Genomic DNA, 21,190 nt, shown 5'->3' with positions numbered 1-21,190 from the left:
GCCGGGGCGTCGCGCAAGGGGGCGCCGATGACCGAAGCCCTGCCGCTGTGGGCCGAGATCCTGACCGCCGTGTTCGCGGTGGTCGGCGCCGCCTTCGCCGCCATCGGCTCCTTCGGGCTGGTGCGGGTGCCGACTTTCTTCCGCCGCATCCATGCGCCGACGCTCGGTGCCACGCTGGGCGTCTGGTGCATGACGCTGGCCACGATCGTCTATTTCTCGGTGCAAGGGCGCAGCCTGTTCCTGCATGCGGTGCTAATCGCCCTCTTCGTCGCCCTCACGGCGCCGGTCACCACCATCTTCCTGATGCGCGCGGCACTGTTCCGCGAGCGCCAGAAGAAGGGCGACGTTCCGCCGCCGCGCTAAGGGGACGTTTCGCAGATGTTGACCGACTTGCTCCAGCAATACGGCTACATCGCGGTGTTCGTCGCCGGCCTGTTCGAGGGCGAGACGATCCTCATGCTGGGCGCCTTCGCGGTCCACCAGGGCTACCTGTCGCTGTTGCCGCTGATCGCCTGCGGTGCGGCGGCGGCCTTCCTGACCGACCAGTTCTACTTCCATCTGAGCCGCCGCAAGGGGGCCGAACTGCTGGCGAAGCGGCCCGGGCTGCGGGCCCATGTCGAGCGGGTCAACGGCTTCGTCGGCCGGCATCCCGTGGCGACGATCTTCCTGATGCGCTTCGCCTGGGGCTTGCGCATCGCGCTGCCGGCCACGCTGGGCATGGGCCCGATGCGCCCGGCGCCCTACGCGGCGCTCGACGCGCTGGCGGCTTTGCTGTGGGCGACGGTCATCAGCCTGTTCGGCCTCAAGCTCACGGCCTGGGTGCATGCGTCGATCGGCCACCTGAAGCCCTACGAGCATCCGCTGATCGCCGGCGCGCTGGTGATCGCGCTGGCGGTGGCGCTCTTCCGCCAATGGCGCGCTCGGCGCTGAACGCCGGCGCGCCCCCGGGGTTCGATCAGTTGGGGACAGGGCAAAAACTGCTGCGCAGTTTCTTGGTCTGTCCCGCAAGGTCTCAGTCTTTGATTTCGAGCGCGCGGTTGACTCGCAGCGCAGCCAGCGTGCAGAGCGCGCCCGACAGCAGGTAGACGCTGACATAGCCGAGGCCGAAATTGGCCGACAGTCCCAGCGCCACCAGCGGCGCGAAGGCGGCGCCGATGAGCCAGGCCAGGTCGGCCGTGAGCGCGGCGCCGGTGTAGCGGTACCGGGTCTCGAAGTTGGCTGTCACGGCGCCGGCTGCCTGGCCGTACGACAGGCCCAGGATCACGAAGCCCAGCAGGATGAAGACGTCCTGGCCGAGCTTGCCGCCGTCCAGCAGGGTCGGCGCGAAGCCGCTGAAGACGGCGATCGCCAGCGCCAGGCTGCCCAGCGTGTTGCGCCGTCCGATGCGGTCGGCGATGACGCCCGAGGCCACGATGCCGCCGGCGCCGAGCACCGCGCCGATCATCTGGATGACCAGGAACTCGCTGATCGACTGGGTCGAGTACAGCGTGATCCAGGACAGCGGGAACACCGTGATCAGGTGGAACAGCGCATAGCTCGCCAGCGCGGCGAAGGCGCCGATCACCAGGTTGGAGCCCTGCGAACGGGTGATCTCGATGACGCTGGCAGGTTCGAGCTCCCGCTCTTCGAGCAGGCGGTCGTATTCGTTGGTGGCCACCAGCCGCAGCCGGGCGAACAGCGCGACCACATTGATCGCAAACGCAACGTAAAAGGTGTAACGCCATCCCCAATCGAGGAAGTCCTCGGTCGACAGGCTGGAGTACAGGAAGGCGAACAGGGCACTGGCGATGAAAAAGCCCACCGGCGCACCGAGCTGGCCCAGCATGGCGTACCAGCCGCGGCGGTTCGGCGGCGCATTGAGCGCCAGCAGCGAGGGCAGGCCGTCCCAGGAGCCGCCCAGCGCGATGCCCTGGCCGACCCGCAGGATCGACAGCACCACGATCGAGGCGAAGCCCATGCTCGCGTAGCCCGGCAGGAAGGCGATGCCGGCGGTCGAGATGCCGAGCAGGAACAGCGCCGTCGTCAGTTTGGCCTCGCGGCCGAAGCGGCGCTGGATCGCCATCGAGGCCACGGTGCCGAAGGGCCGGGCGATGAAGGCGAAGGAAAAGATCACGAAGGCGTAGAGCGTGCCCTCGAGGCGGTTTTCCATCGGGAAGAAGACCGCCGGGAACACCAGCACCGAGGCAATGCCGTAGACGAAGAAGTCGAAATACTCGGAGGCGCGGCCGATGATCACGCCGACGGCGATCTCGCCCGGGGCGATCGGCGAATGGTCCGAGGCGGCGTCGGGGCTGTCGTGCTGGGTGTCGTGCAGCGGCGAGGAGCCGCTGGGAGGACTGATGCTGGACGTCGTCATTTCTGCTTGGGGGTCGTGTTCAACTGGATACTCCGAGGGTCTCACCGAATCGAGATTGCCGCCATAGGACAAAACGTCCAATATCCCGCAGTCGCCAAACGAAGTAGATTGTGGTCCCTTTTGCGCACCCACCGCTCATTTCCCGGCATGCCTCCCCTCAAGAACTTTCGCGGACTGCTCCTGCTCCCGCTCGCCCTGTTGGCGGGCTGCGACATGGTGCTGTTGAACGCATCGGGCGACATCGCCCGCCAGCAAGGCCAGCTGATCGTGGTTTCCACGATCTTGATGCTGCTGATCATCGTGCCGGTGATCGCCCTCACCATCCTGTTCGCCTGGCGCTACCGCCAGAACAACAAGGAGGCGAACTATTCGCCCGACTGGGACCACTCCACCGAGCTCGAGCTCGCCATCTGGGGCGCGCCGCTGCTGATCATCATCGCCCTCGGCGCGATCACCTGGATCAGCACCCACACGCTGGACCCCTACCGTCCGCTGCGCCGCATCGAGCCGGGCCGCCCGGTCCCGGCCGAAGTCAAGCCGCTGACGGTCGAAGTGGTGGCGCTCGACTGGAAGTGGCTCTTCATCTACCCCGAGCAGGGCATCGCCACGGTGAACGAGCTGGCGGCGCCGGTGGATCGCCCGATCCTGTTCAAGATCACCGCCTCCTCGGTGATGAACTCCTTCTTCATCCCGGCGCTGGCCGGCCAGATCTACGCCATGCCCGGCATGGAGACCAAGCTCAACGCGGTCATCAACAAGCCCGGCGACTTCGAAGGCTTCTCGGCCAACTACAGCGGCGCCGGCTTCTCGGGCATGCGCTTCAGGTTCCACGGCGTGAGCGATGCCGACTTCGCGACCTGGGTGCAGAAGGCCAAGTCGGCCGGCGGCGAGCTCAGCCGCGCCGCCTACATGGAGCTCGAGCGCCCCAGTGAACGCGACCCGGTGCGCCGCTTCGGCACGGTCGCCCCCGACCTCTACAAGGCCATCGTCAACCGCTGCGTCGACCGCAACAAGATGTGCATGGACCAGATGATGGCCATCGACGCCGAAGGCGGCCTGGGCAAGGTCGGCTCCTACAACGTCTCGCCGCGGGCCTGGCAGCCCGAGGCCAGCATTCCGCCCCGTACCTATGTGACGGCCATGTGCAGCGTCAACGATCCCGCCGGACTTTCGCTTCCGCTTTCCACCGCCCGCATCCGAGAAGAATAAAGATGCCCGAACATTTCGACCTGACGAAGCTCATCTTCGGCCGCCTCTCCTGGGAAGCCATTCCCTTCCACGAACCCATCCTGCTGGCAACCTTCATCGCGGTCGCCCTCGGCGGCATCGCGATCCTCGGCGCGATCACCTATTTCAAGGTCTGGGGCACCTTGTGGCGCGACTGGATCACCAGCATCGACCACAAGAAGATCGGCATCATGTACATCATCCTCGGTCTGGTGATGCTGCTGCGCGGCTTCTCCGACGCGATCATGATGCGGGCCCAGCAGGCCTTCGCCTTCGGTGACAACGCCGGCTTCCTGCCGCCGCACCACTACGACCAGATCTTCACGGCCCACGGCGTGATCATGATCTTCTTCGTCGCCATGCCGCTGGTCACGGGCCTGATGAACTTCGTCGTGCCGCTGCAGATCGGCGCCCGCGACGTCGCCTTCCCGTTCCTGAACAACTTCAGCTTCTGGATGACCACCTTCGGCGCCGGCCTGGTGATGGCCTCGCTGTTCGTCGGCGAGTTCGCTCGCACCGGCTGGCTGGCCTACCCGCCGCTGTCGGGGATCGAGTTCAGTCCCGACGTCGGGGTGGACTACTACATATGGTCCCTGCAGATCGCGGGGGTCGGCACGTTGCTGTCGGGCATCAACCTGATCGCGACCATCGTCAAGATGCGCGCGCCGGGCATGACGCTCATGAAGATGCCGGTCTTCACCTGGACCGCGCTGGCCACCAACATCCTGATCGTCGCCGCCTTCCCGGTGCTGACCGCGGTGCTGGCCCTGCTGTCGCTCGACCGCTACGTCGGCACCAACTTCTTCACGAACGACTTCGGCGGCAACGCCATGATGTACGTGAACCTGATCTGGATCTGGGGCCACCCCGAGGTCTACATCCTGATCCTGCCGCTGTTCGGCGTGTTCTCCGAGGTGGTCGCCACCTTCAGCGGCAAGCGCCTGTTCGGCTACGCCTCGATGGTCTACGCGACGCTGGTGATCACCATCCTGTCGTACCTCGTCTGGCTGCACCACTTCTTCACGATGGGCTCGGGTGCCAGCGTGAACTCGTTCTTCGGCATCACGACGATGATCATCTCGATCCCGACCGGGGCGAAGATCTTCAACTGGCTGTTCACGATGTACAAGGGCCGCATCCGCTTCGAGCTGCCCATGATGTGGACCATCGCCTTCATGATCACCTTCGTGATCGGCGGCATGACCGGCGTGCTGCTGGCGGTTCCGCCGGCCGACTTCGTGCTGCACAACAGCCTGTTCCTGATCGCCCACTTCCACAACGTGATCATCGGCGGCGTGCTGTTCGGCCTCATGGCCGGCATCACCTACTGGTACCCGAAGGCCTTCGGCTACAAGCTCGATCCGTTCTGGGGCAAGTGCTCGTTCTGGTTCTGGGTGGTCGGCTTCTACTTCGCCTTCATGCCGCTCTACGTGCTCGGCCTGATGGGCGTGACCCGCCGCGTGAGCCACTTCGAGGACTCCTCCTACCAGATCTGGTTCCAGATCGCGGCCTTCGGCGCGGTGCTGATCGCGCTGGGCATCGGCTCGTTCCTGATCCAGCTGTTCGTGAGCTTCCTGCGCCGCGATTCGCTGCGCGACGAGACCGGCGACCCGTGGAACGGCCGCACCCTGGAGTGGTCGACCTCCTCGCCGCCCCCGGCCTACAACTTCGCCTTCACGCCGCGCGTGCACGACAACGACGCCTGGACCTACATGAAGACGCACGGCTACGTGCGGCCGCTGGCGGGCTTCATTCCGATCCACATGCCGAAGAACACCGGTGCCGGCTTCATCATCGCGGCGCTGTCCGCTGCCTGCGGCTTCGCGCTGATCTGGCAGATGTGGCTGGTGGCCGGCGTCTCCTTCGCCGTCATGCTGCTCGCCATCATCGTCCACACCTTCAACTACAAGCGCGACTACCACATCCCCACGGAGGAAGTCGTCCGCACCGAAGGCGCCCGTACCCGCCTGCTCGCCGGCCATGTCTGATACCACCGTACTTTCCCCTGCCGGCACCATGACCGGCCATCCCGACCCGCGCTTCCACGTGCAGGGCGAGCATCACCCCGAGAACGGCACCCTGCTCGGGTTCTGGCTCTACCTGATGAGCGACTGCCTGGTGTTCGCCTGCCTGTTCGCGATCTACGCGGTGGTGGGCCGCAACTTCGCGGCCGGCCCCTCGGGCGCCGACCTGTTCGACCTCAAGCTGGTGGCGCTCAACACGGCCTTCCTGCTGCTGTCCTCGATCACCTACGGCTTCGCGATGATCGAGATGCAGCGCAAGCGCATGCGCGCGACGCTGGTCTGGCTGGCGATCACCGGCCTGTTCGGCGCCAGCTTCATCGCCATCGAGCTCTACGAGTTCGCGCACCTGATCCACGAAGGCGCGGTGCCGCAGCGCAGCGCCTTCCTGTCGTCCTTCTTCGCGCTGGTCGGCACCCACGGCCTGCACGTGACCTTCGGCCTGGTCTGGCTGGTGGTGCTGATGGTGCAAGTGGCGCAGCGCGGCTTCATCGCCGAGAACCGCCGCCGCCTGATGTGCCTGTCGATGTTCTGGCACTTCCTGGACGTGGTCTGGATCGGCGTCTTCACCTTCGTGTACCTGATGGGAGTGTTGCCATGAGCACGCACAACGACCACGCCGCGCATGGCGGCCATGACGACCACGATCACGAGCACGACGGTGCCGCCCACGCCACCGTCAAGGGCTACGTGACGGGCTTCATCCTGTCGGTGATCCTGACCGCGATCCCCTTCTGGCTCGTGATGGGCAACGTGTTCGACAAGAGCAGCACCACGGCCTTCGTGATCCTCGCCTTCGCGGCGGTGCAGATCGTGGTCCACATGATCTACTTCCTGCACATGAACGCCAGGTCGGAGCACGGCTGGACCATGCTGGCCCTGATCTTCACGGTGGTGATCGTCGTAATCACGCTGAGCGGCTCGCTGTGGGTGATGTACCACCTGAACCACAACATGATGCCGGGCCTGATGCACGAGACGCACAAGATGCCCTGAATGAGCCAGGACGCGGCGCTTCGGTGAGGAGACTTCTTCCGCGGCTCGCACTGGCCCTGTGCGCGCTGCTGGCCTTCTCGGGTTTGTTTGCGCTCGGCACCTGGCAGCTGGAGCGCCGGGCCTGGAAGCTGGCGCTGATCGAGCGCATCGACCAGCGCGTGCACGCCGCGCCCACCGAGGCGCCCGGCCCCGGCGAGTGGGCCGGCGTCGACCGGACGCGCGACGAATACCGCCGCGTGCGCGCCACCGGCACCTTCCTGCACGAGCGCGAGACCCTGGTCCAGGCGACCACCGAGCTCGGCAGCGGCTACTGGGTGCTGACGCCCCTTCGCACGGAGGGCGGCGCCCTGCTGCTGGTCAACCGCGGCTTCGTCTCGCCGCAGCAAAGAGAGCGCGCCGCCCGCGGCGTCCAGGAGCCGGCGGGCCCGGTCACCGTGACCGGCCTGCTGCGCATCACCGAGCCGCACGGCGCGTTCCTGCGCCAGAACGATCCCGACGCCCAGCGCTGGTACTCGCGCGACGTCCAGGCGATCGCCCGGGCGCGCGGCCTCGGCGAGGTCGCGCCCTACTTCGTCGATGCCGACGCGGCCGCACCGGCGCCGCCGCGCGGCGGCATGACCGTGATCGCGTTCCCGAACAACCACCTGGTCTACGCCCTCACCTGGTACGCGCTGGCGCTGATGGTCGCCGGCGCAGCCTGGTACGTCGTCCGCGAGCGCCGCCGGCCGCAGAATGACGGCGAGGAGGCACGCGATGGCGCGCGAGACTGAAGGCGGCGACGCCACCGGCCTGGAGAACATGCAGCAGCTGATCCAGCTGCGCTGGATGGCCGTGGTCGGCCAGGTCGCCACCATCGCGGTGGTGCACTACGGCTTCGGCATCCGCCTGCCGCTCGACCAGATGCTGGCGGTGCTGGCCTTCCTGGCGGCCTTCAACGCCGCCAGCCAGCTGCGCTGGCGCATCCACCGCGACGTCAGCAACGGCGAACTGTTCGTCGCGCTGCTGGTCGACGTCGCGATGCTGACCGCGCAGCTCTACCTGAGCGGCGGCGCGGCCAATCCCTTCGTCTTCCTGTACCTGCTGCAGGTGATCCTGGGCGCGGTGCTGCTGGAAGCCTGGTCGACCTGGACCATCGTCGGCATCACCAGCGCCTGCTTCGCGGGGCTGGCGATCTTCAGCGGCCCGCTCGAGCTGCCGATCGACCACGGGCGCGGACTGCTGAGCCCCTACATCCTGGGCATGCTGATCTGCTTCGCGCTCAACGCGGCGCTGCTGGTGGTCTTCATCAGCCGCATCAGCCGCAATCTGCGCGCCCGCGACGCCCGGCTGGCGGCGCTGCGCGAGCGCGCCGCCGAAGAAGAGCACATCGTGCGGATGGGTCTGCTGGCCTCGGGCGCCGCCCACGACCTGGGCACGCCGCTGGCGACGCTGTCGGTGATCCTCGGCGACTGGCGCCACCTGCCGCATTTCACCTCCGACCCCGAACTGCTCGCCGAGATCGACGAGATGCAGGCGCAGGTTCAGCGCTGCAAGACCACCCTGAGCGGCATCCTGCTGTCGGCCGGCGAGGCGCGCGGCGAATCCTCGCTCGAGACCACGGTCAGCACCTTCCTCGACGACACGGCCGAGGAGTGGCGCACGACGCGGCCGGTGCTGGCTTTCGAGTACGAGAACCGCTTCGGCCACGACCTGCCGATGGTCTCCGACTCGGCCCTCAAGCAGACCCTGTGCAACGTGCTCGACAATGCGCTCCAGGCCTCGCCCGACTGGGTGCGGCTCGAAGCAGCCCACGACGGCGACACCCTTCGGCTCACGGTCACCGATGCCGGCCCCGGTTTCGCGCCCGGCATGCTGGCCGACTTCGGCAAGCCCTACCTGTCGACCAAGGGCCGTCCCGAAGGCGGCCTGGGGCTGTTCCTGGTCGTCAACGTGGCGCGCACTCTGGGCGGCAAGGTCAGCGCGCGCAACCGTCCGGAAGGCGGCGCCGAAGTGACCCTGACCCTGCCGCTGGCGTCGATCATTCTCGAAGAGGAGGAAGACGAGGGAAATGGAAGCTGAACGCCTGCTGCTGATCGTCGAGGACGATGCGGCCTTCGCCCGCACGCTGGGCCGCTCCTTCGAGCGGCGCGGCTACACCGTGCTGCTGGCGGCCAACCGCGACGAAGTCGCCACCCTGCTCCAGACCCGCTCGCCGCGCTATGCGGTTGTCGACCTCAAGCTCAGCGGCGAAGCCTCCGGGCTGGCTTGCGTGCAACTCCTGAACCGGCACGATCCGGCGATGCTGATCGTGGTGCTGACCGGCTTCGCCAGCATCGCCACCGCGGTCGAGGCGATCAAGCTGGGCGCCTGCCACTACCTGGCCAAGCCCTCCAACACCGACGACATCGAGGCCGCCTTCGGCCGCGCCGAGGGCGACACCGACATCGAGCTGACCAACCGCTCGACCTCGATCAAGACGCTCGAATGGGAGCGCATCCACGAGACCCTGGCGGAAACCGGCTTCAATATCTCCGAGACCGCCAGGCGGCTCGGCATGCATCGCCGCACGCTGGCGCGAAAACTGGTCAAGCAGCAGGTCAAGTAGGACGCGCCGGGGGCGCCGAGTTGTGCCGCCCTTCTGTGGATAACACTGTGCGAAGTGCGTGGAGGCCGGCGCAGGAAGCCTGATTCCATGCGGGCTGCCAGTGCATTGCCCGCAAAACAGGCAGCTCGGCGCCCGGGGGACAAGCTTTGGTCCCGGAGCTGGATGAACACCGGCCGGTCGGCGCTTTCAGAGCCCTGCGGCGTACTTGAAGCCGACGCCGAGCGCCACCGCCAACACGACCAGGAAAGCCATGCGCCCCCATCGCACGCGCGGCTGGCTCGACAGATCGTGCAGTTCCGAACGATGCAGGCCGGAAAAAGAGGTCGAATCGGGCTTGTCCCGGGCCCAGTCGTGGAAGTTATCTCTGTCGGTGTTCATGTAATACATTTTAACTAACATTACATGTTTCGACGCAAGCCCCACGATCAGTCGGCGTAACACGGCGCCGTCGCGTTGAAGACGCAGGCGATTCAACACGACACAAGACTTCGCGCCCGCCTTACGCCCGCTTCACACGCGGCGCGCAGCATGAAGTCTTCGAAGCCACGAGAGAGAGACCGCGATGAACAAGCTCCTTGCCGCCGTCGGCGCCGCCGCCCTGATGTCGCTGACCCTGCTCGCCGCCCCGGCCCAGGCCCAGCCCTACGACAACCGCGTCATGGTGATCCCGGCGCCGCCGCCCCCGCCGCGCGGCTATGTCGTGGTGCCGCGGCCGGTCCAGCCTTCCTACGGCTGGTACGCGCAGGGTGGAGAGCGCCGCGAGTACCGGCGCGGCTGGGGCGATCGCGACCATGACGGCGTCCCGAACCGCTACGACCGCGATCGAGACGGCGACGGCGTGCCCAACCGCTACGACCGCCGCCCCGACAACCCCTACCGCTACTGAGCGGGCGAATGGCCGGGCGGCGCCCGATGTGGACGCCGTCCAGAATCTCTGATAGTGTTTGTGGATGCCGTACACAAACAGGAGATTCGCATGCTGCTCGACAACCAGTCCGCGGTGATCCATGGGGCGGGCGGCGCGATCGGCGGCGCGGTGGCGCGCGCCTTCGCCCGTGAAGGTGCGCGGGTCTTCCTGGCCGGACGCACGCAGGCCCGGCTGGATGCCGTGGCCGCCGAAATCCGCGCGGCCGGCGGCCGGGCCGAAACCGCCCAGCTCGATGCCCTCGACGCCGAGGCGGTCGAACGCCACGCCGACGCCGTCGCCGAACAGGCCGGGGGCATCGACATCGCCCTGAATGCGATCGGCGTCGCGCATGTGCAGGGGACGCCGCTGGCCGTGCTCTCGCTCGCCGACTACGAGTATCCGATCCGCACCTGCACCCGGACCAACTTCATCACCGCGAAGGCGGCCGCGCGCCACATGGCCCGCAAGGGCTCGGGCGTGATCCTCACGCTGTCGACGCCCGGGGCCAGGCTGCCGGGGCCGGGCTATCTGGGCAACTGCGTCGCCAGCGCCGCGGTCGAAGCGCTGTCGCGGCATCTCGCGGGCGAACTCGGCGCCCAGGGCATCCGGGTGGTCTGCATCCGCCCGCACGCGATTCCCGAGGCGTTGGGCCTGGGCTCCCACACCCGCGACGTGTTCCGGCCCATGGCCGAACGGGCCGGCCTCGGCATCGAGCAGATGCTGGCAGGCGCCGCCGGCGGCACCTTGCTGAAGCGCTTGCCCACGCTCGACGAGGTCGCCGGCACCGCCGTCTTCCTGGCCTCGCGGCAGGCCGGCGCCATCACCGGCACGGTCGCCAATCTGAGTTGCGGCTTCCTGGTCGATTGAGCATCCAATTCCGACGTAACGTAGGCTTCCGCCTACAGAAATCGGACGCGCAAACGCCCACCATCAAGGCATGAAGAATCCGATCAAACTCGTTATCGACGAGCCGGCGCCCGGGTCTTTTCTCTGGACACTGCTCGAATGCGACGCCGGTGGCGTCCCCCACAAGGTGGTCCGCTCCGCGGAATACGGTGCCGACACCTATGAGGCCGCGCTGGCGGCCGGCACCCGCATGATGGACGCCGAGATTCGAAAGAACATGGCGCCGCGTCCGGCAGGCGTTTCCTGAAGCAGCGCGGGCCTTTTCAGGCCAGGTGCGATTTGAGCGGCACGGCCGGATCGGCCGCGACCGCCGGGTCCGGGCTGCGGCCCGCTTCCAGGATCTTGCGGCTCATCATGTGGTCCATCGGCGCATTCACCGATTCGACGCAACTCAGCACGCCATCCACGTAGTGCAGCAGCGAGAACGAAGCCGGGTTGGCCCCGGGTCGTCGCACCGTGCTGTGGGCCGGCGTGCCAGGCGCCGGAACCAGGCCCGCCATCTGCAGCCGCAGGCTGCCCTGGTCCGACCAGAACCACGGCACGGCATCGTGCGGCCTGGGCGCGCCGGTCAGGGTCGCGACGGCCGTGCGGGCCTGGTCGTTCGCGTTCTGCACGGACTCCAGCCGCAACGCCCGGCCGGCTCGCCGATCGGGGAAGCGCGTGCAGTCGCCGACCGCCAGCACGGCCTCGTCGCTGGTCTGCATGTAGGCGTCGACCACGATGCCGTCGGCGCACTCCAGGCCGGCCGCTTCCGCCAGCGAAGTCTCGGGCACCGCGCCGATGCCGAGCAGCAGCAGGTCGATGGCCTGCGGCACGCCATCGACCTCGACGAAGGCCAGCCGCGGCCCGTCGACCTCCATGACCCCGCACTGCACGCCGACGCGCACGTCCATGCCGGCCGCGCGGTGCGTGGCCAGCACATGCGCCGACAGCTCCGGCGACACCGCCCGGCTCAGCAGCCGGGGCGCGCTCTCGAGCACCAGCACCTGCTTGCCCAGCGCCAGCGCGGTGGCCGCCACCTCGAGCCCGATGAAGCCGCCCCCGAGCACCGTCACATGCTGCGCCGCCGCGAGCAGCGTGCGCAGCTGCGCGGCTTCGTCGGCGGCGCGCAGCAGGGCGACGTTGGACAGGCCGGCCAGGGTCGACAGCCGGCGCGCGCGCGTGCCGGTCGCAAGCACCAGCCGCTCCCAGCCGAGCACCGCGCCGGAACGCAGCGTGACCGTGCGCGCGCCGCGGTCGATCGCCAGCGCCGCGTCGCCGAGGTGCAGCGTGATGCCGGCTTCGGCATACCAGGCCTCGGCCCGATGCTGCTGCAGCTGCTCGTCCGGCCCCTTCAGGAAGGTCTTGGACAGCGGCGGCCGGTGGTACGGGATCGCCGCCTCCTCGCAGACCAGGTGGACGCGCGCGCCCTGCCCTGCCTCGGCGAGGCCGGCGCACAACTGGGCGGCCGCATGGCCGCCGCCGATGATCACGATATTTGAAGTCATTCGCTGTTCCTGTCGTCGATCCGCACAATGTCGCGGTCGTGCCCATGACTGTAGCCTTAGGATGCAGGCAGGAACTCCAACCAACGAGACGAGACAAGACGATGAAGATTCGCATCATCGGCGGCGGCCCCGCGGGCCTGTTCTACGCCTACCTCATGAAGCGCGACGACCCGTCGCACGACATCCGCGTGGTCGAGCGCGATGCCGAGCACGCCACCTACGGCTGGGGCGTGGTGTTCTCCGATGTCGCGCTGGCCTTCGTGCGCGAGCAGGCGCCCGAGCTCTACCGCTCGATGACCCTGAACCAGGAGGTGTTCGACGAGATGGCGGTGGTGCACCAGGGTGTGCAGGTCAGGCTGGCGCACAACACCTTCCACCGCATGGCCCGCATCGACCTGCTCGAGGCGCTGCATGCGCATTGCCGCGAGGTCGGGGTCCAGATCGAATTCGAGCGCCGGCTCGACGACGTCGCGGAGTTCGCCGATGCCGACCTGATCGTCGCGGCCGATGGCGCCAACAGCGCGATCCGCACCCGCTTCGTCGAGCACTTCGGCCCGACGCTCGACGAGCGGCCGAACCTGCTCGCCTGGTACGGCACGACGCAGCTTTTCGATCCGCTGTCGCTGATCTTCCGGCAGAACCCCGACGGCCTCGCGATCGCCCACACCTACCGCTACAGCCGCACGCACAGCACCTTCCTGGTCGAGGTCGACCCGGACACCTTCCGCAAGGCCGGGCTCGACCGCATGGACGAGGCGCACAGCCTGGCCTGGTGCGAGCGGGTCTTCGCCGACGACCTGCAGGGCCACAGGCTGCTGTCCAACAAGTCGAACTGGTTCCGCTACACGATCGTCAAGAACCGCCGCTGGCACTGGAACAACATCGTGCTGATCGGCGATGCGCTGCGCACCGGCCATCCTTCGGTCGGCTCGGGCACCCGGCTCGCGATGCAGGATTCGATCGCGCTCTTCGATGCCTTCAAGGCCTGCGGGCCGGATGTTCCGAAGATGCTCGAGGAGTTCGTGCGGATCCGCCAGCCCGGCTCCGACACGCTGCAGAAGGCCGCCATCAAGAGCTGCGAATGGTATGAGAAGCTCGGCCCCAAGCTGCCGCTCGACCCGGTCTCCTTCGCTTACGACTACGTCACGCGCAGCGGCCGGGTCGACCACGCGGACGTGCGGCAGCGCGACCCGGAACTCGCCGCGGCCTACGAGAAGCTGCACCCCGAACTCGTCTTCTGAAGCGGAGGAACCCACGATGCTCGAAGGCTGCGTCCCCTGGCCCGCCGAGGCGGCGGCCGAATACCGCCGGCTCGGCCTGTGGGAAGACCTCACGGTGGCCGAGATGGTCGAGCGCACGATGCGCTCGGTGCCCGACAAGACCGCGCTGGTCTTCGGCGACCGGCGCATCAGCTACGAGGAACTGGTGCGCGATTCACGCCGCCTCGCGGTGGCCCTGCTCGATCTCGGGCTCAAGCCGGGCGAGCGCGTGGTGGTGCAGTTGCCGAACCTGCCGGAGTTCGTCATCGCCTACCTGGCGCTCAACTGGATGGGCGCGATTCCGGTGATGGCGCTGCGGGCCCACCGGCATGCCGAAGTGCGCCACTTCATCCGCGCCTCGGGCGCCAGCGCCTACCTGCTGCCCGACGTGGTCGGCAGCTTCGACTACCGACCGATGGCCGCCGAGATGGCGGCCGAGTTCCCGTCGCTGCGCCACCTGATCGTGGCCGGCGAGCCGGCGCCGGGGCAGCGCGCCCTCGACCCGCTGATCGCGGGCGATTCGGTGACCGACCGCGAATCGGTGGCGCGGCTGGCCGCCGTGCGGCCAGCGCCCGACGAGGTCTCGACCATGCTGCTGTCGGGCGGCACCACCTCGATGTCGAAGCTGATCCCGCGCACCCACAACGACTACGTGCTCAATGCCCGGCTCTGCGCCCGCGCCGCCGGCTTCGACCGCGACACGGTCTTCATGGCGATCCTGCCGCTGGGCCACAACTACAACCTGGCCTCGCCGGGCCTGCTCGGCACCTTCGCGGCCGGCGGCACGGCGGTGATCGCGAGCGGCACCGACACCGAGGCCATCTTCGCCACGGTCGAGCGCGAGCGCGTCTCGGTGATCGCCAGCGTGGTGCCGCTGATCTCGGGCTGGCTCGACAGCGAGGTGCCCAAGCGCTTCGACCTCTCCTCGCTGAAGGTGGTCCAGAACGGCGGCGCGAGGCTCGCGCCCGAGCTGCGCGCGCGCCTGGCCAGCCGCTTCGGCTGCACGCCGCAGGAGATCTACGGCACCGCCGAGGGCCTGATCAACATGACCCGGCTCGACGACCCCCGCGACCTGCTGCTCGAGAGCTCGGGCGCGCCGGTCAGCGACCACGACGAGATCAAGGTGCTCGACGACGACGACCGCGAGGTGCCCGACGGCCAGACCGGCGAGCTGGTGACGCGCGGGCCCTACACGATCCGCGGCTACTACAACGCGCCCGAGAAGAACGCCGAGGCCTTCACGGCCGACGGCTTCTACCGCATGGGCGACATCGTGCGCAAGCGCGGGCGCCACGTCTTCACCGAGGGCCGGCGCAAGGACCTGATCAACCGCGGCGGCGAGAAGATCAGCTGCGACGAGATCGAGAACCTGATCTTCGGCCTGCCGCAGGTCAAGAGCGTGGCGCTGGTCGGCCTGCCCGACCCGGTGTTCGGCGAGAGGGCCTGCGCCTGCATCATCCTGCAGCCCGGCACGACGCTAGCCTTCGACGAGCTGATCGCCTACCTGCGGGAGCAGAAGATCGCTTCCTTCAAGTTGCCCGAGCGGCTCGAGATCATGGCGGAATTCCCGGTCAGTCCGGTCGGCAAGATACTCAAGCGCGAACTGCGAGAAAAGGTATTGGGATGATCGAGCTCTATCACTGCGTCAACGCCAGGTCCTTCCGTCCGCTCTGGACGCTCGAGGAGCTCGGTGCGCCCTACCAGCTGCACATGCTGCCCTTTCCGCCGCGGGCATTGCAGCGCAGCTACCTCGAGCTCAATCCGCTGGGCACGATCCCGCTGCTGGTCGACGGCGACACCCGCATGACCGAGTCGGCCGCGATCTGCCAGTACCTGGCGCAGCGCTGCGACCCCGCCAACCAGCGCGGCCTCGCCGTGCTGCCGGACGAACCCGGCTACGGCGCCTGGCTCAACTTCCTGCATCACGGCGAAGCCACGCTGACCTTCCCGCAGACCATCGTGCTGCGCTACGGCCGCTTCGAGCCCGACGAGCGCAAGCTGCCGCAAGCGGCGGACGACTACGCCAAGTGGTTCATCGCGCGGCTGCGCGGCATCGACACGGTGCTGCAGCAGCATGCCTTCGTTGCCGCCGACCGCTTCACCGTGGCCGATGTCTCGGTCGGCTACGCGCTGATGCTGGCCCGCGAGATCGACCTGGTGTCGCGCTTCCCGCCCGCGGTGGCCGCCTATGCCGAGCGGCTGCAGCAGCGCGACGGATTCAGGCGCGCACTGGCCGCGCAGCGTGAAGCGGCCGTGGCGCAAGGCATCTCGCCGTCGACCTCGACCGGACCGGCATGAGCAGTTCCTGAACCGGCATGGACTTCCACCACCCGCTGTTCGAGAGTCTGGCGCTGCCGCTCGTGCTCTCGTTCGCGGCGACCGGCCTGCTGCGCGCCGGGCTGGGTGCGGTACACGGCCGGCGCTGGGCCGCGACCGGCGTGGCACCGGCGATCCTCGTTGCCTCCGCCTGGGTGATCGGCTGGCAGCAATGGCCCGGCTCGCTGACCGAGGAACTGCCCTGGATCTACGCCGCCGCCGCGCTGCTGGGCGTCGGGCTCGAAGGCATGCGCGCGCTGCGGCGAACCACCTGGCTCGCCAGCTGCGTGCTGTGGGCGCTGGTGCTGGTCGGACTCAGCGACCAGCCGCTGGCGCTGCAGGCCGTCACCTGGATGGTCGGCGCGCTGGCGATCGCCGCCGTGCTGAGCGCTCCGCCCGAGCGGGCCGACGCGCCGGCCAGCCTGGTGGTCGCCGGCATCGGCCTGGCCGCCGTGGCCTTCCTGTCGGGATCGGCGCTGCTGTTCGAACTGGGCCTGTCGATCGCGGCCGCCATCGCCGGCTGCGCCCTGTGGCTCTGGCCCGTCGCCCGCATCGGCTTCGGTGCCTGCGGCGCGGTGGTTTCCGTCATCGCCTGGCTGGCGATGGCACAGGGCGTGGCCCTGCTCACGCCCGTGCACTCCGGAGTCCTGCTGCTGCTGGCCGGCGCCCTGCTGTCCGGGCCGATGCTGCGGTGGCTGCCCGGCAGCCTGCGCCCTGCGATGCATGCACTGATCGTCGCGGCCTTGGCGGCCCTCTGGGTCGCCGCCGCGGTGATGCTCGCGTTCCACCAGGGCAGCCAGGCCCCGGGCGGCAAGCAGGACGACCTCTACTACACGCCTCGCTGGTAGGCCCACCCCCTCGACGCCCATGATGCCTCCTGCTTCCACCCTGCCCGGCGTCGATGCGCTGTGGCCCCTGTGCCTGAAAATCGCGGCACGAGGCGCGCCATCGCCCGCGGACACCCAGTCCCCGATCGCGTGGAATGCAGCGCAGGGCTGCTCGCTGCAGGGCCTGTGGGACGGGGAGGCGCTCGAGCTGTTCGAGTTGCTCAAGCCCCTGCTCGACGCCCGGCACGCAGGGACGCCCTGGGCGGTCGGCCAGCTCGGACAGAGCCTGGACGGCTGCGTCGCCACCTACGGCGGCGACTCGAACTACGTCAACGGACCCGAGATGCTGGTGCACCTGCATCGCCTGCGCGCCTTGTGCGACGCGGTCATCGTGGGTGCCGGCACCGCGGCCCTCGACAACCCCCAGCTGACGACCCGGCGTGTGGACGGGCCGCATCCGGTGCGCGTGCTGCTCGACCCGGCGCTGCGCCTGCCGGCAACCCTGCGCGTCTTCTGCGACGGCCAGGCGCCCACCCTGCTCGCCTGCGATGCCAGCCGCGCGCACGAAGCGGCGCGGCGTGTCGGTGCCGACCAGGTGCTCGGCGTGCGCGGCCTCGCCCGCCCCGACGGCAGCACCGACCTGCGCGCATTGCGAGCGGCCCTGCTGGAGCGCGGGCTCGGCATGCTGTTCGTCGAGGGCGGCGGGATCACGGTGTCGCGCTTCATCGAACAAGGCTGCCTCGACCGGCTGCACCTGTGCATTGCGCCGGTGATCATCGGCGCCGGCCGGCCCGGCCTGCAGCTGCCTCGCAGCACCGCGATGCGCGACTGCATGCGGCCGCCGAGCCGGGTCTACCGCATGGGCGCCGACGTGCTGTGGGACCTCGACCTGCGCGCACCGGCGGCCACCTGCTAGGAGCGGTTCACGAACCCTCGGGCAAGGTCGCGAGCAGCTCGCGATGGCCGATGCGAAGCCGGGTGCGACCGAGCAGGCGCCTGCGCTCGGCGGCCCAGCCGGCCACCGCCGCCGCGGCTTCCGGGTCCTGCTCGCGGGCGGCATCGGCAGTGCCTTCGATCAGCGCCGCCAGCAGGGCTTGCGCCGGCGCGCCCAGGCTGGCGTCGATGTCCCAGTCGCTGTCCGCGCGAAGCACCCGGTAGCCCAGCGCGCCCATGCGCTCGGCCGCCCGATCCGCTGCCGCAGCGCCGAGTGCCGCGCCGAATCCCTTGTCGCGCCGCTGGTGCGCCTCGAACAGCCGCGCCAGCAGGGCGTCGCCCGCCGCTTCGGGCGTCCAGTCCACCCGGCCGACGACCGTCAGCGCAAACCACAGCGCCGCTCCGGCCGCGCGGGCACGGACCAGCAGGTCGTCGAGCCAGGCAGCCGACACGAGGTCGAGCAGCGCCGACGCCGTGACCAGCCCGACCTCCGACAGGGGCAGTTGATCCAGGCCCCGCGCGAGGTCGATCCGCAGCGGCTGCACCTCGGCGAGCCAGCCCGGTCCCTCGATGCGCAGCCGAAGCCCGTCGGCGCTGAACGCCAAACCCTGCGCCCCGGCCCAGGCCCGGAGCACATCGGGCAGCGCAGCCAGCAGCAGCGGGTCGTGATCGACCAACAGCCAGCGCTGCGAACCACCGAGCCGCGGCGCCAACTCGCGCAGGTTGGCGCCGGTGCCGCAAGCCAGGTCGAGCACGCCGAGGTCGGGCGCAGCGCCGCGCAGGCCTTGCGCCAGCGCCTTCGGGTCGAGGGCGGCGGCCGACGCGCAGCGCGCCGATCGATCGAAGGGCTCGCGCAGCGCCAGCCAGTCCGCGCTGAAGCCGGTCATGCGAGCGGCGCCTGTCGGGCCGCCCGCAGCGCGGCGGCGAAGCGCGCCGCGCTGTCGTCCCAGGTCGGCAGGCTGCGCCGGGCTTCGCGCGCGCCTTCGGCCAGACGCGCCCGCAGGCCGGCATCGTCCAGCACCTGCTGCAACGCGCCCCGCAGCGCATCGACATCGCCCGGCGCGACCAGCAGGCCCGCCGTGGCCGGAACGGTGTCCGGAATGGCGCCCGCCCGCGTGCTGACCACCGGCAGGCCGTGCGCCAGCGCCTCGGCCAGCGCCATGCCGTAGCCCTCGTGGAACGACGGCAGCACGAAGACATCGGCAGCGGCGTAGAGCGCACGCAAGCCGGGCTCGTCGCACTCGCCCAGGAGCCGCACCCGCTCCTTCAAGCCATGGGCTTCGATCGACGCCGCCAAGCTCGCCGAACAGGCCGCATCCATCGTGAGACTGCCGGCACAAAGAAGCGTCCACGGCCGATCCCGCAAGCCGGCCAGGGCCTCGACCAGCACGGCGTGCCCCTTGCGCGGCGTGACCGTGGCGATGCACAGCAACACAAGGCCGGCCGAGCCCGAACCCTGCGCCAGCGCGGCGGGGTCGGTGCCGGGCTCGACCACGGCGATGCGCGCGGCAGCGACATCGAAGGCGGCCAGCGCGCGCGCGGTGGCCGGGCTGGTGACGATCACGCCGCGCGCCGTGGCCAGCGCCTGCCGCTCGCTCTCGAACAGCGCGCGCTGCCGCTCGGGCGCCAGGCCGGTTTCGAGCGACAGCGGGTGATGGACCAGCGCCACCCAGCGCAGCCTCCGCGCGTGCGCAGCCGCCACCTCGGCCATGACGCCGAAGGCCAGGCCATCGACCACCACCAGCGTGTCGTCGGCCAGCGCCTCGACCACGCGGCGCGTGCTGGCCAATGCCGATTGGCCGGGATCCGGATAGCCGGGCCCGAGCGACTGCACCTCGACCTGCCAGCCGGCGGCGCGCAGGCCCTCGATGATCCGCCGGTCATAGCCATAGCCGCCGGTGCGGGTGCCGAGGTCGCCCGGCACCAGGAAGCTGCAGCGCGCGTTCAAGCGGCGCCCGCCGGCAGCGCGGCCTCGTACGCAGCCCAGGCCACGTGCGATTCGTTGAGCCGCACGCGCAGGCCCGACAGGCCGCCCGCGTGCGGCCCGAGATCGCCGGCAGCGATGCGCGAGGCCACGCGGTCGAAGATCACGCGGGCCATGAATTCGGTGGTCGTGTTGCGGCCTTCGAACTCGGGATCGTCGTCGAGGTTGCGCAGGTTGAATTCGCCCAGGACGGTGCGCAGCACCTCGGTGGCCAGCGCGATGTCGACCACCATGCCGTCGGCATCGAGCGCGGCGCGGCGGAATTCGAGGTCGACCACGTAGGTCGCACCGTGCAGGCGCTGGGCCGGCCCGAAGGCCTCGCCGCGAAAGCTGTGGGCGATCATGAAGTGGTCGCGGACGTTGACGCTGTACATGCCTGGACTCCAATCGGTTCCGGTTTCAGGGATAGTCGATGCGCTGGCACAGCGTGTCCGGCGCACCGGTGGCGAGGCGGGCCAGCACCTCGGGCAACTGCTCGAAGGGCGCGCTGTCGGTGACCAGCAGGTCGAGCACCGGATCGCGCAGCAGCGACAGGGCCAGCGCCAGGCGCCGGCGGTGCGACCAGCGGCTGCGCTGCGGCGCCGCAACCTGGCCGACCTGCGAACTGCGCAGCACCAGCCGCCGCGAATGAAAGGCCTCGCCGAGCGGCAGCGGCACGACCCGCCCGCCATACCAGCTGAGCTCGATCACGGCGGCTTCGAAGGCCGCCAGCCGCAGCGCCGTGGCCAGGCCCTCGGGCTGGCCGCTCGCATGCAGCACGAGGTCGGCATCGGGACTCGCGCCGCCGGGCTGCGCGAACGCCACCCCGAGCCGCTCGGCCACCGCCTGGCGCTGAGTCCGCACGTCGACCAGTTCGACTTCGCAGCCCGGCAGGCGCGCCGCCAGCCAGGCCACCAGCAGGCCGACGACGCCGCCGCCCACCACCGCGATGCGGTCGCCCAGCCGCGGCGCCGCATCCCAGAGCGCGTTCACCGCGGTCTCCATGTTGGCGGCGAGCACCGCGCGTGCCGGCGGCAGGCCGTCGGGCAACGGATGCACGGCCTCGGCCGGCACCACGTAGCGGGTCTGGTGGGGATGCAGGCAAAAAACGGCGCGGCCGCGCAAGGCCTCGGGGCCTTTCTCGACCACGCCGACACTCGCGTAGCCGTACTTGAGCGGGCCGGGGAAGTTGCCTTGCTGGAAAGGCGCGCGCATCCGCTCGAATTCGCTCTCCGGCACCTCGCCGCGGAACACCAGCGATTCGGTGCCGCGGCTGACCGCGCTGTGAAGGGCCCGGACCTCGACCTCGCCGGGCCCGGCCGAAGCGCCGGCCTCGAAGCGGATCGCGGCCCGGCCGGGCGCCTCGATCCAGCAGGCGCGGGATTCGACGGACATGGCGCGAGAGGGA

General features: G+C 69.4%; 24 protein-coding genes. 17 read left to right on the top strand and 7 right to left on the bottom strand.

The window, feature by feature from the left end; translation table 11 throughout:
- Window positions 1-27: 27 nt before the first annotated feature.
- Both mnhG and QTI45_RS01035 read left to right on the top strand, forming a co-directional pair.
- Window positions 28-363 (top strand): monovalent cation/H(+) antiporter subunit G, encoded by a 336-nt coding sequence (gene mnhG / locus QTI45_RS01040; protein WP_286371252.1) that lies wholly within the window; start codon window positions 28-30, stop codon window positions 361-363.
- Window positions 364-378: 15 nt separating this feature from the next.
- Window positions 379-930: a DedA family protein gene (locus QTI45_RS01035; RefSeq protein WP_286653286.1), complete on the top strand. Its 552-nt coding sequence runs from the start codon at window positions 379-381 to the stop codon at window positions 928-930.
- 82 nt (window positions 931-1,012) lie between these two features.
- Here the strand turns inward: QTI45_RS01035 and QTI45_RS01030 are convergent, their stop codons facing one another.
- Window positions 1,013-2,356, bottom strand: coding sequence for an MFS transporter (locus QTI45_RS01030; protein ID WP_286371250.1), 1,344 nt, complete (start codon window positions 2,354-2,356; stop codon window positions 1,013-1,015).
- 147 nt (window positions 2,357-2,503) lie between these two features.
- Here QTI45_RS01030 and cyoA point away from each other — a divergent pair, with 147 nt between their 5' ends.
- Genes cyoA through QTI45_RS00995 form a run of 7 tightly spaced genes read left to right on the top strand, consistent with a single transcriptional unit; the run spans window position 2,504 to window position 9,184 of the window.
- Window positions 2,504-3,565, top strand: coding sequence for a ubiquinol oxidase subunit II (gene cyoA, locus QTI45_RS01025; protein WP_286371249.1), 1,062 nt, complete (start codon window positions 2,504-2,506; stop codon window positions 3,563-3,565).
- A gap of 2 nt (window positions 3,566-3,567) precedes the next feature.
- Window positions 3,568-5,571 carry a cytochrome o ubiquinol oxidase subunit I gene (cyoB, locus tag QTI45_RS01020; RefSeq protein ID WP_286371248.1) on the top strand — a complete coding sequence of 668 codons (2,004 nt, stop codon included), beginning with the start codon at window positions 3,568-3,570 and terminating at the stop codon, window positions 5,569-5,571.
- Window positions 5,564-6,205, top strand: coding sequence for a cytochrome o ubiquinol oxidase subunit III (gene cyoC / locus QTI45_RS01015; RefSeq protein WP_286371247.1), 642 nt, complete (start codon window positions 5,564-5,566; stop codon window positions 6,203-6,205). Before cyoB ends, cyoC begins: the two co-directional genes overlap by 8 nt.
- Window positions 6,202-6,600, top strand: coding sequence for a cytochrome o ubiquinol oxidase subunit IV (gene cyoD, locus QTI45_RS01010; RefSeq protein WP_286371246.1), 399 nt, complete (start codon window positions 6,202-6,204; stop codon window positions 6,598-6,600). Before cyoC ends, cyoD begins: the two co-directional genes overlap by 4 nt.
- A 23-nt stretch (window positions 6,601-6,623) precedes the next feature.
- Entirely contained in the window at window positions 6,624-7,370 is a 747-nt protein-coding gene (locus QTI45_RS01005) for an SURF1 family protein (protein ID WP_286653285.1), read from the top strand.
- Entirely contained in the window at window positions 7,354-8,658 is a 1,305-nt protein-coding gene (locus tag QTI45_RS01000) for an ATP-binding protein (protein WP_286371244.1), read from the top strand. Before QTI45_RS01005 ends, QTI45_RS01000 begins: the two co-directional genes overlap by 17 nt.
- Window positions 8,648-9,184, top strand: coding sequence for a response regulator transcription factor (locus tag QTI45_RS00995; RefSeq protein ID WP_286371243.1), 537 nt, complete (start codon window positions 8,648-8,650; stop codon window positions 9,182-9,184). Before QTI45_RS01000 ends, QTI45_RS00995 begins: the two co-directional genes overlap by 11 nt.
- A gap of 186 nt (window positions 9,185-9,370) precedes the next feature.
- Here QTI45_RS00995 and QTI45_RS00990 read toward each other — a convergent pair whose 3' ends face one another.
- The gene (locus QTI45_RS00990) at window positions 9,371-9,562 is read right to left on the bottom strand and encodes a hypothetical protein (RefSeq protein WP_286653284.1); all 192 of its coding nucleotides are present in this window, start codon (window positions 9,560-9,562) and stop codon (window positions 9,371-9,373) included.
- 184 nt (window positions 9,563-9,746) lie between these two features.
- Here QTI45_RS00990 and QTI45_RS00985 point away from each other — a divergent pair, with 184 nt between their 5' ends.
- From QTI45_RS00985 to QTI45_RS00975, 3 genes are all read left to right on the top strand, one after another.
- On the top strand, window positions 9,747-10,070 hold the full coding sequence (locus QTI45_RS00985; protein ID WP_286653283.1) for a hypothetical protein: 324 nt from the start codon (window positions 9,747-9,749) through the stop codon (window positions 10,068-10,070).
- 90 nt (window positions 10,071-10,160) lie between these two features.
- Window positions 10,161-10,958, top strand: coding sequence for an SDR family NAD(P)-dependent oxidoreductase (locus QTI45_RS00980; RefSeq protein ID WP_286653282.1), 798 nt, complete (start codon window positions 10,161-10,163; stop codon window positions 10,956-10,958).
- Between the two features lie 70 nt (window positions 10,959-11,028).
- Complete coding sequence (locus QTI45_RS00975; protein WP_286371233.1) at window positions 11,029-11,244, top strand: hypothetical protein; 216 nt, start codon at window positions 11,029-11,031, stop codon at window positions 11,242-11,244.
- Between the two features lie 16 nt (window positions 11,245-11,260).
- Here the strand turns inward: QTI45_RS00975 and QTI45_RS00970 are convergent, their stop codons facing one another.
- Window positions 11,261-12,484, bottom strand: a complete 1,224-nt coding sequence (locus tag QTI45_RS00970) for an NAD(P)/FAD-dependent oxidoreductase (protein ID WP_286371232.1) — start codon at window positions 12,482-12,484, stop codon at window positions 11,261-11,263.
- Window positions 12,485-12,585: 101 nt separating this feature from the next.
- Between QTI45_RS00970 and QTI45_RS00965 the strand changes: the two genes are divergently transcribed.
- Genes QTI45_RS00965 through QTI45_RS00945 form a run of 5 tightly spaced genes read left to right on the top strand, consistent with a single transcriptional unit; the run spans window position 12,586 to window position 17,802 of the window.
- Window positions 12,586-13,725 carry an FAD-dependent monooxygenase gene (locus QTI45_RS00965; RefSeq protein WP_286653281.1) on the top strand — a complete coding sequence of 380 codons (1,140 nt, stop codon included), beginning with the start codon at window positions 12,586-12,588 and terminating at the stop codon, window positions 13,723-13,725.
- A 16-nt stretch (window positions 13,726-13,741) separates the two neighbouring features.
- Window positions 13,742-15,370 (top strand): (2,3-dihydroxybenzoyl)adenylate synthase, encoded by a 1,629-nt coding sequence (locus QTI45_RS00960; RefSeq protein WP_286653280.1) that lies wholly within the window; start codon window positions 13,742-13,744, stop codon window positions 15,368-15,370.
- Window positions 15,367-16,041, top strand: coding sequence for a glutathione S-transferase family protein (locus QTI45_RS00955; RefSeq protein ID WP_286371229.1), 675 nt, complete (start codon window positions 15,367-15,369; stop codon window positions 16,039-16,041). Before QTI45_RS00960 ends, QTI45_RS00955 begins: the two co-directional genes overlap by 4 nt.
- A gap of 17 nt (window positions 16,042-16,058) precedes the next feature.
- The gene (locus QTI45_RS00950) at window positions 16,059-16,907 is read left to right on the top strand and encodes a hypothetical protein (protein ID WP_286371228.1); all 849 of its coding nucleotides are present in this window, start codon (window positions 16,059-16,061) and stop codon (window positions 16,905-16,907) included.
- Window positions 16,908-16,929: 22 nt separating this feature from the next.
- Complete coding sequence (locus tag QTI45_RS00945) at window positions 16,930-17,802, top strand: RibD family protein (RefSeq protein WP_286653279.1); 873 nt, start codon at window positions 16,930-16,932, stop codon at window positions 17,800-17,802.
- A 7-nt stretch (window positions 17,803-17,809) separates the two neighbouring features.
- On the opposite strand, the gene QTI45_RS00940 is transcribed toward QTI45_RS00945, so the two are convergent.
- From QTI45_RS00940 to QTI45_RS00925, 4 genes are read right to left on the bottom strand one after another with little or no spacing between them, the layout of a single operon-like run.
- The gene (locus tag QTI45_RS00940) at window positions 17,810-18,706 is read right to left on the bottom strand and encodes a class I SAM-dependent methyltransferase (protein ID WP_286653278.1); all 897 of its coding nucleotides are present in this window, start codon (window positions 18,704-18,706) and stop codon (window positions 17,810-17,812) included.
- Window positions 18,703-19,767 carry a glycosyltransferase family 4 protein gene (locus QTI45_RS00935; RefSeq protein WP_286371225.1) on the bottom strand — a complete coding sequence of 355 codons (1,065 nt, stop codon included), beginning with the start codon at window positions 19,765-19,767 and terminating at the stop codon, window positions 18,703-18,705. The genes QTI45_RS00940 and QTI45_RS00935 overlap by 4 nt, the downstream gene beginning before the upstream one ends.
- Entirely contained in the window at window positions 19,764-20,177 is a 414-nt protein-coding gene (locus tag QTI45_RS00930) for a 6-pyruvoyl trahydropterin synthase family protein (protein ID WP_286371224.1), read from the bottom strand. The genes QTI45_RS00935 and QTI45_RS00930 overlap by 4 nt, the downstream gene beginning before the upstream one ends.
- A gap of 25 nt (window positions 20,178-20,202) precedes the next feature.
- The gene (locus tag QTI45_RS00925) at window positions 20,203-21,177 is read right to left on the bottom strand and encodes a zinc-dependent alcohol dehydrogenase (protein WP_286371223.1); all 975 of its coding nucleotides are present in this window, start codon (window positions 21,175-21,177) and stop codon (window positions 20,203-20,205) included.
- Window positions 21,178-21,190 lie beyond the last annotated feature (13 nt).

Source organism: Variovorax saccharolyticus (genome assembly GCF_030316765.1).
GTDB lineage: Bacteria > Pseudomonadota > Gammaproteobacteria > Burkholderiales > Burkholderiaceae_C > Variovorax > Variovorax saccharolyticus.
Note: the sequence above shows the minus strand (reverse complement) of the source record. Positions and strands in the feature narration are given on the sequence as shown.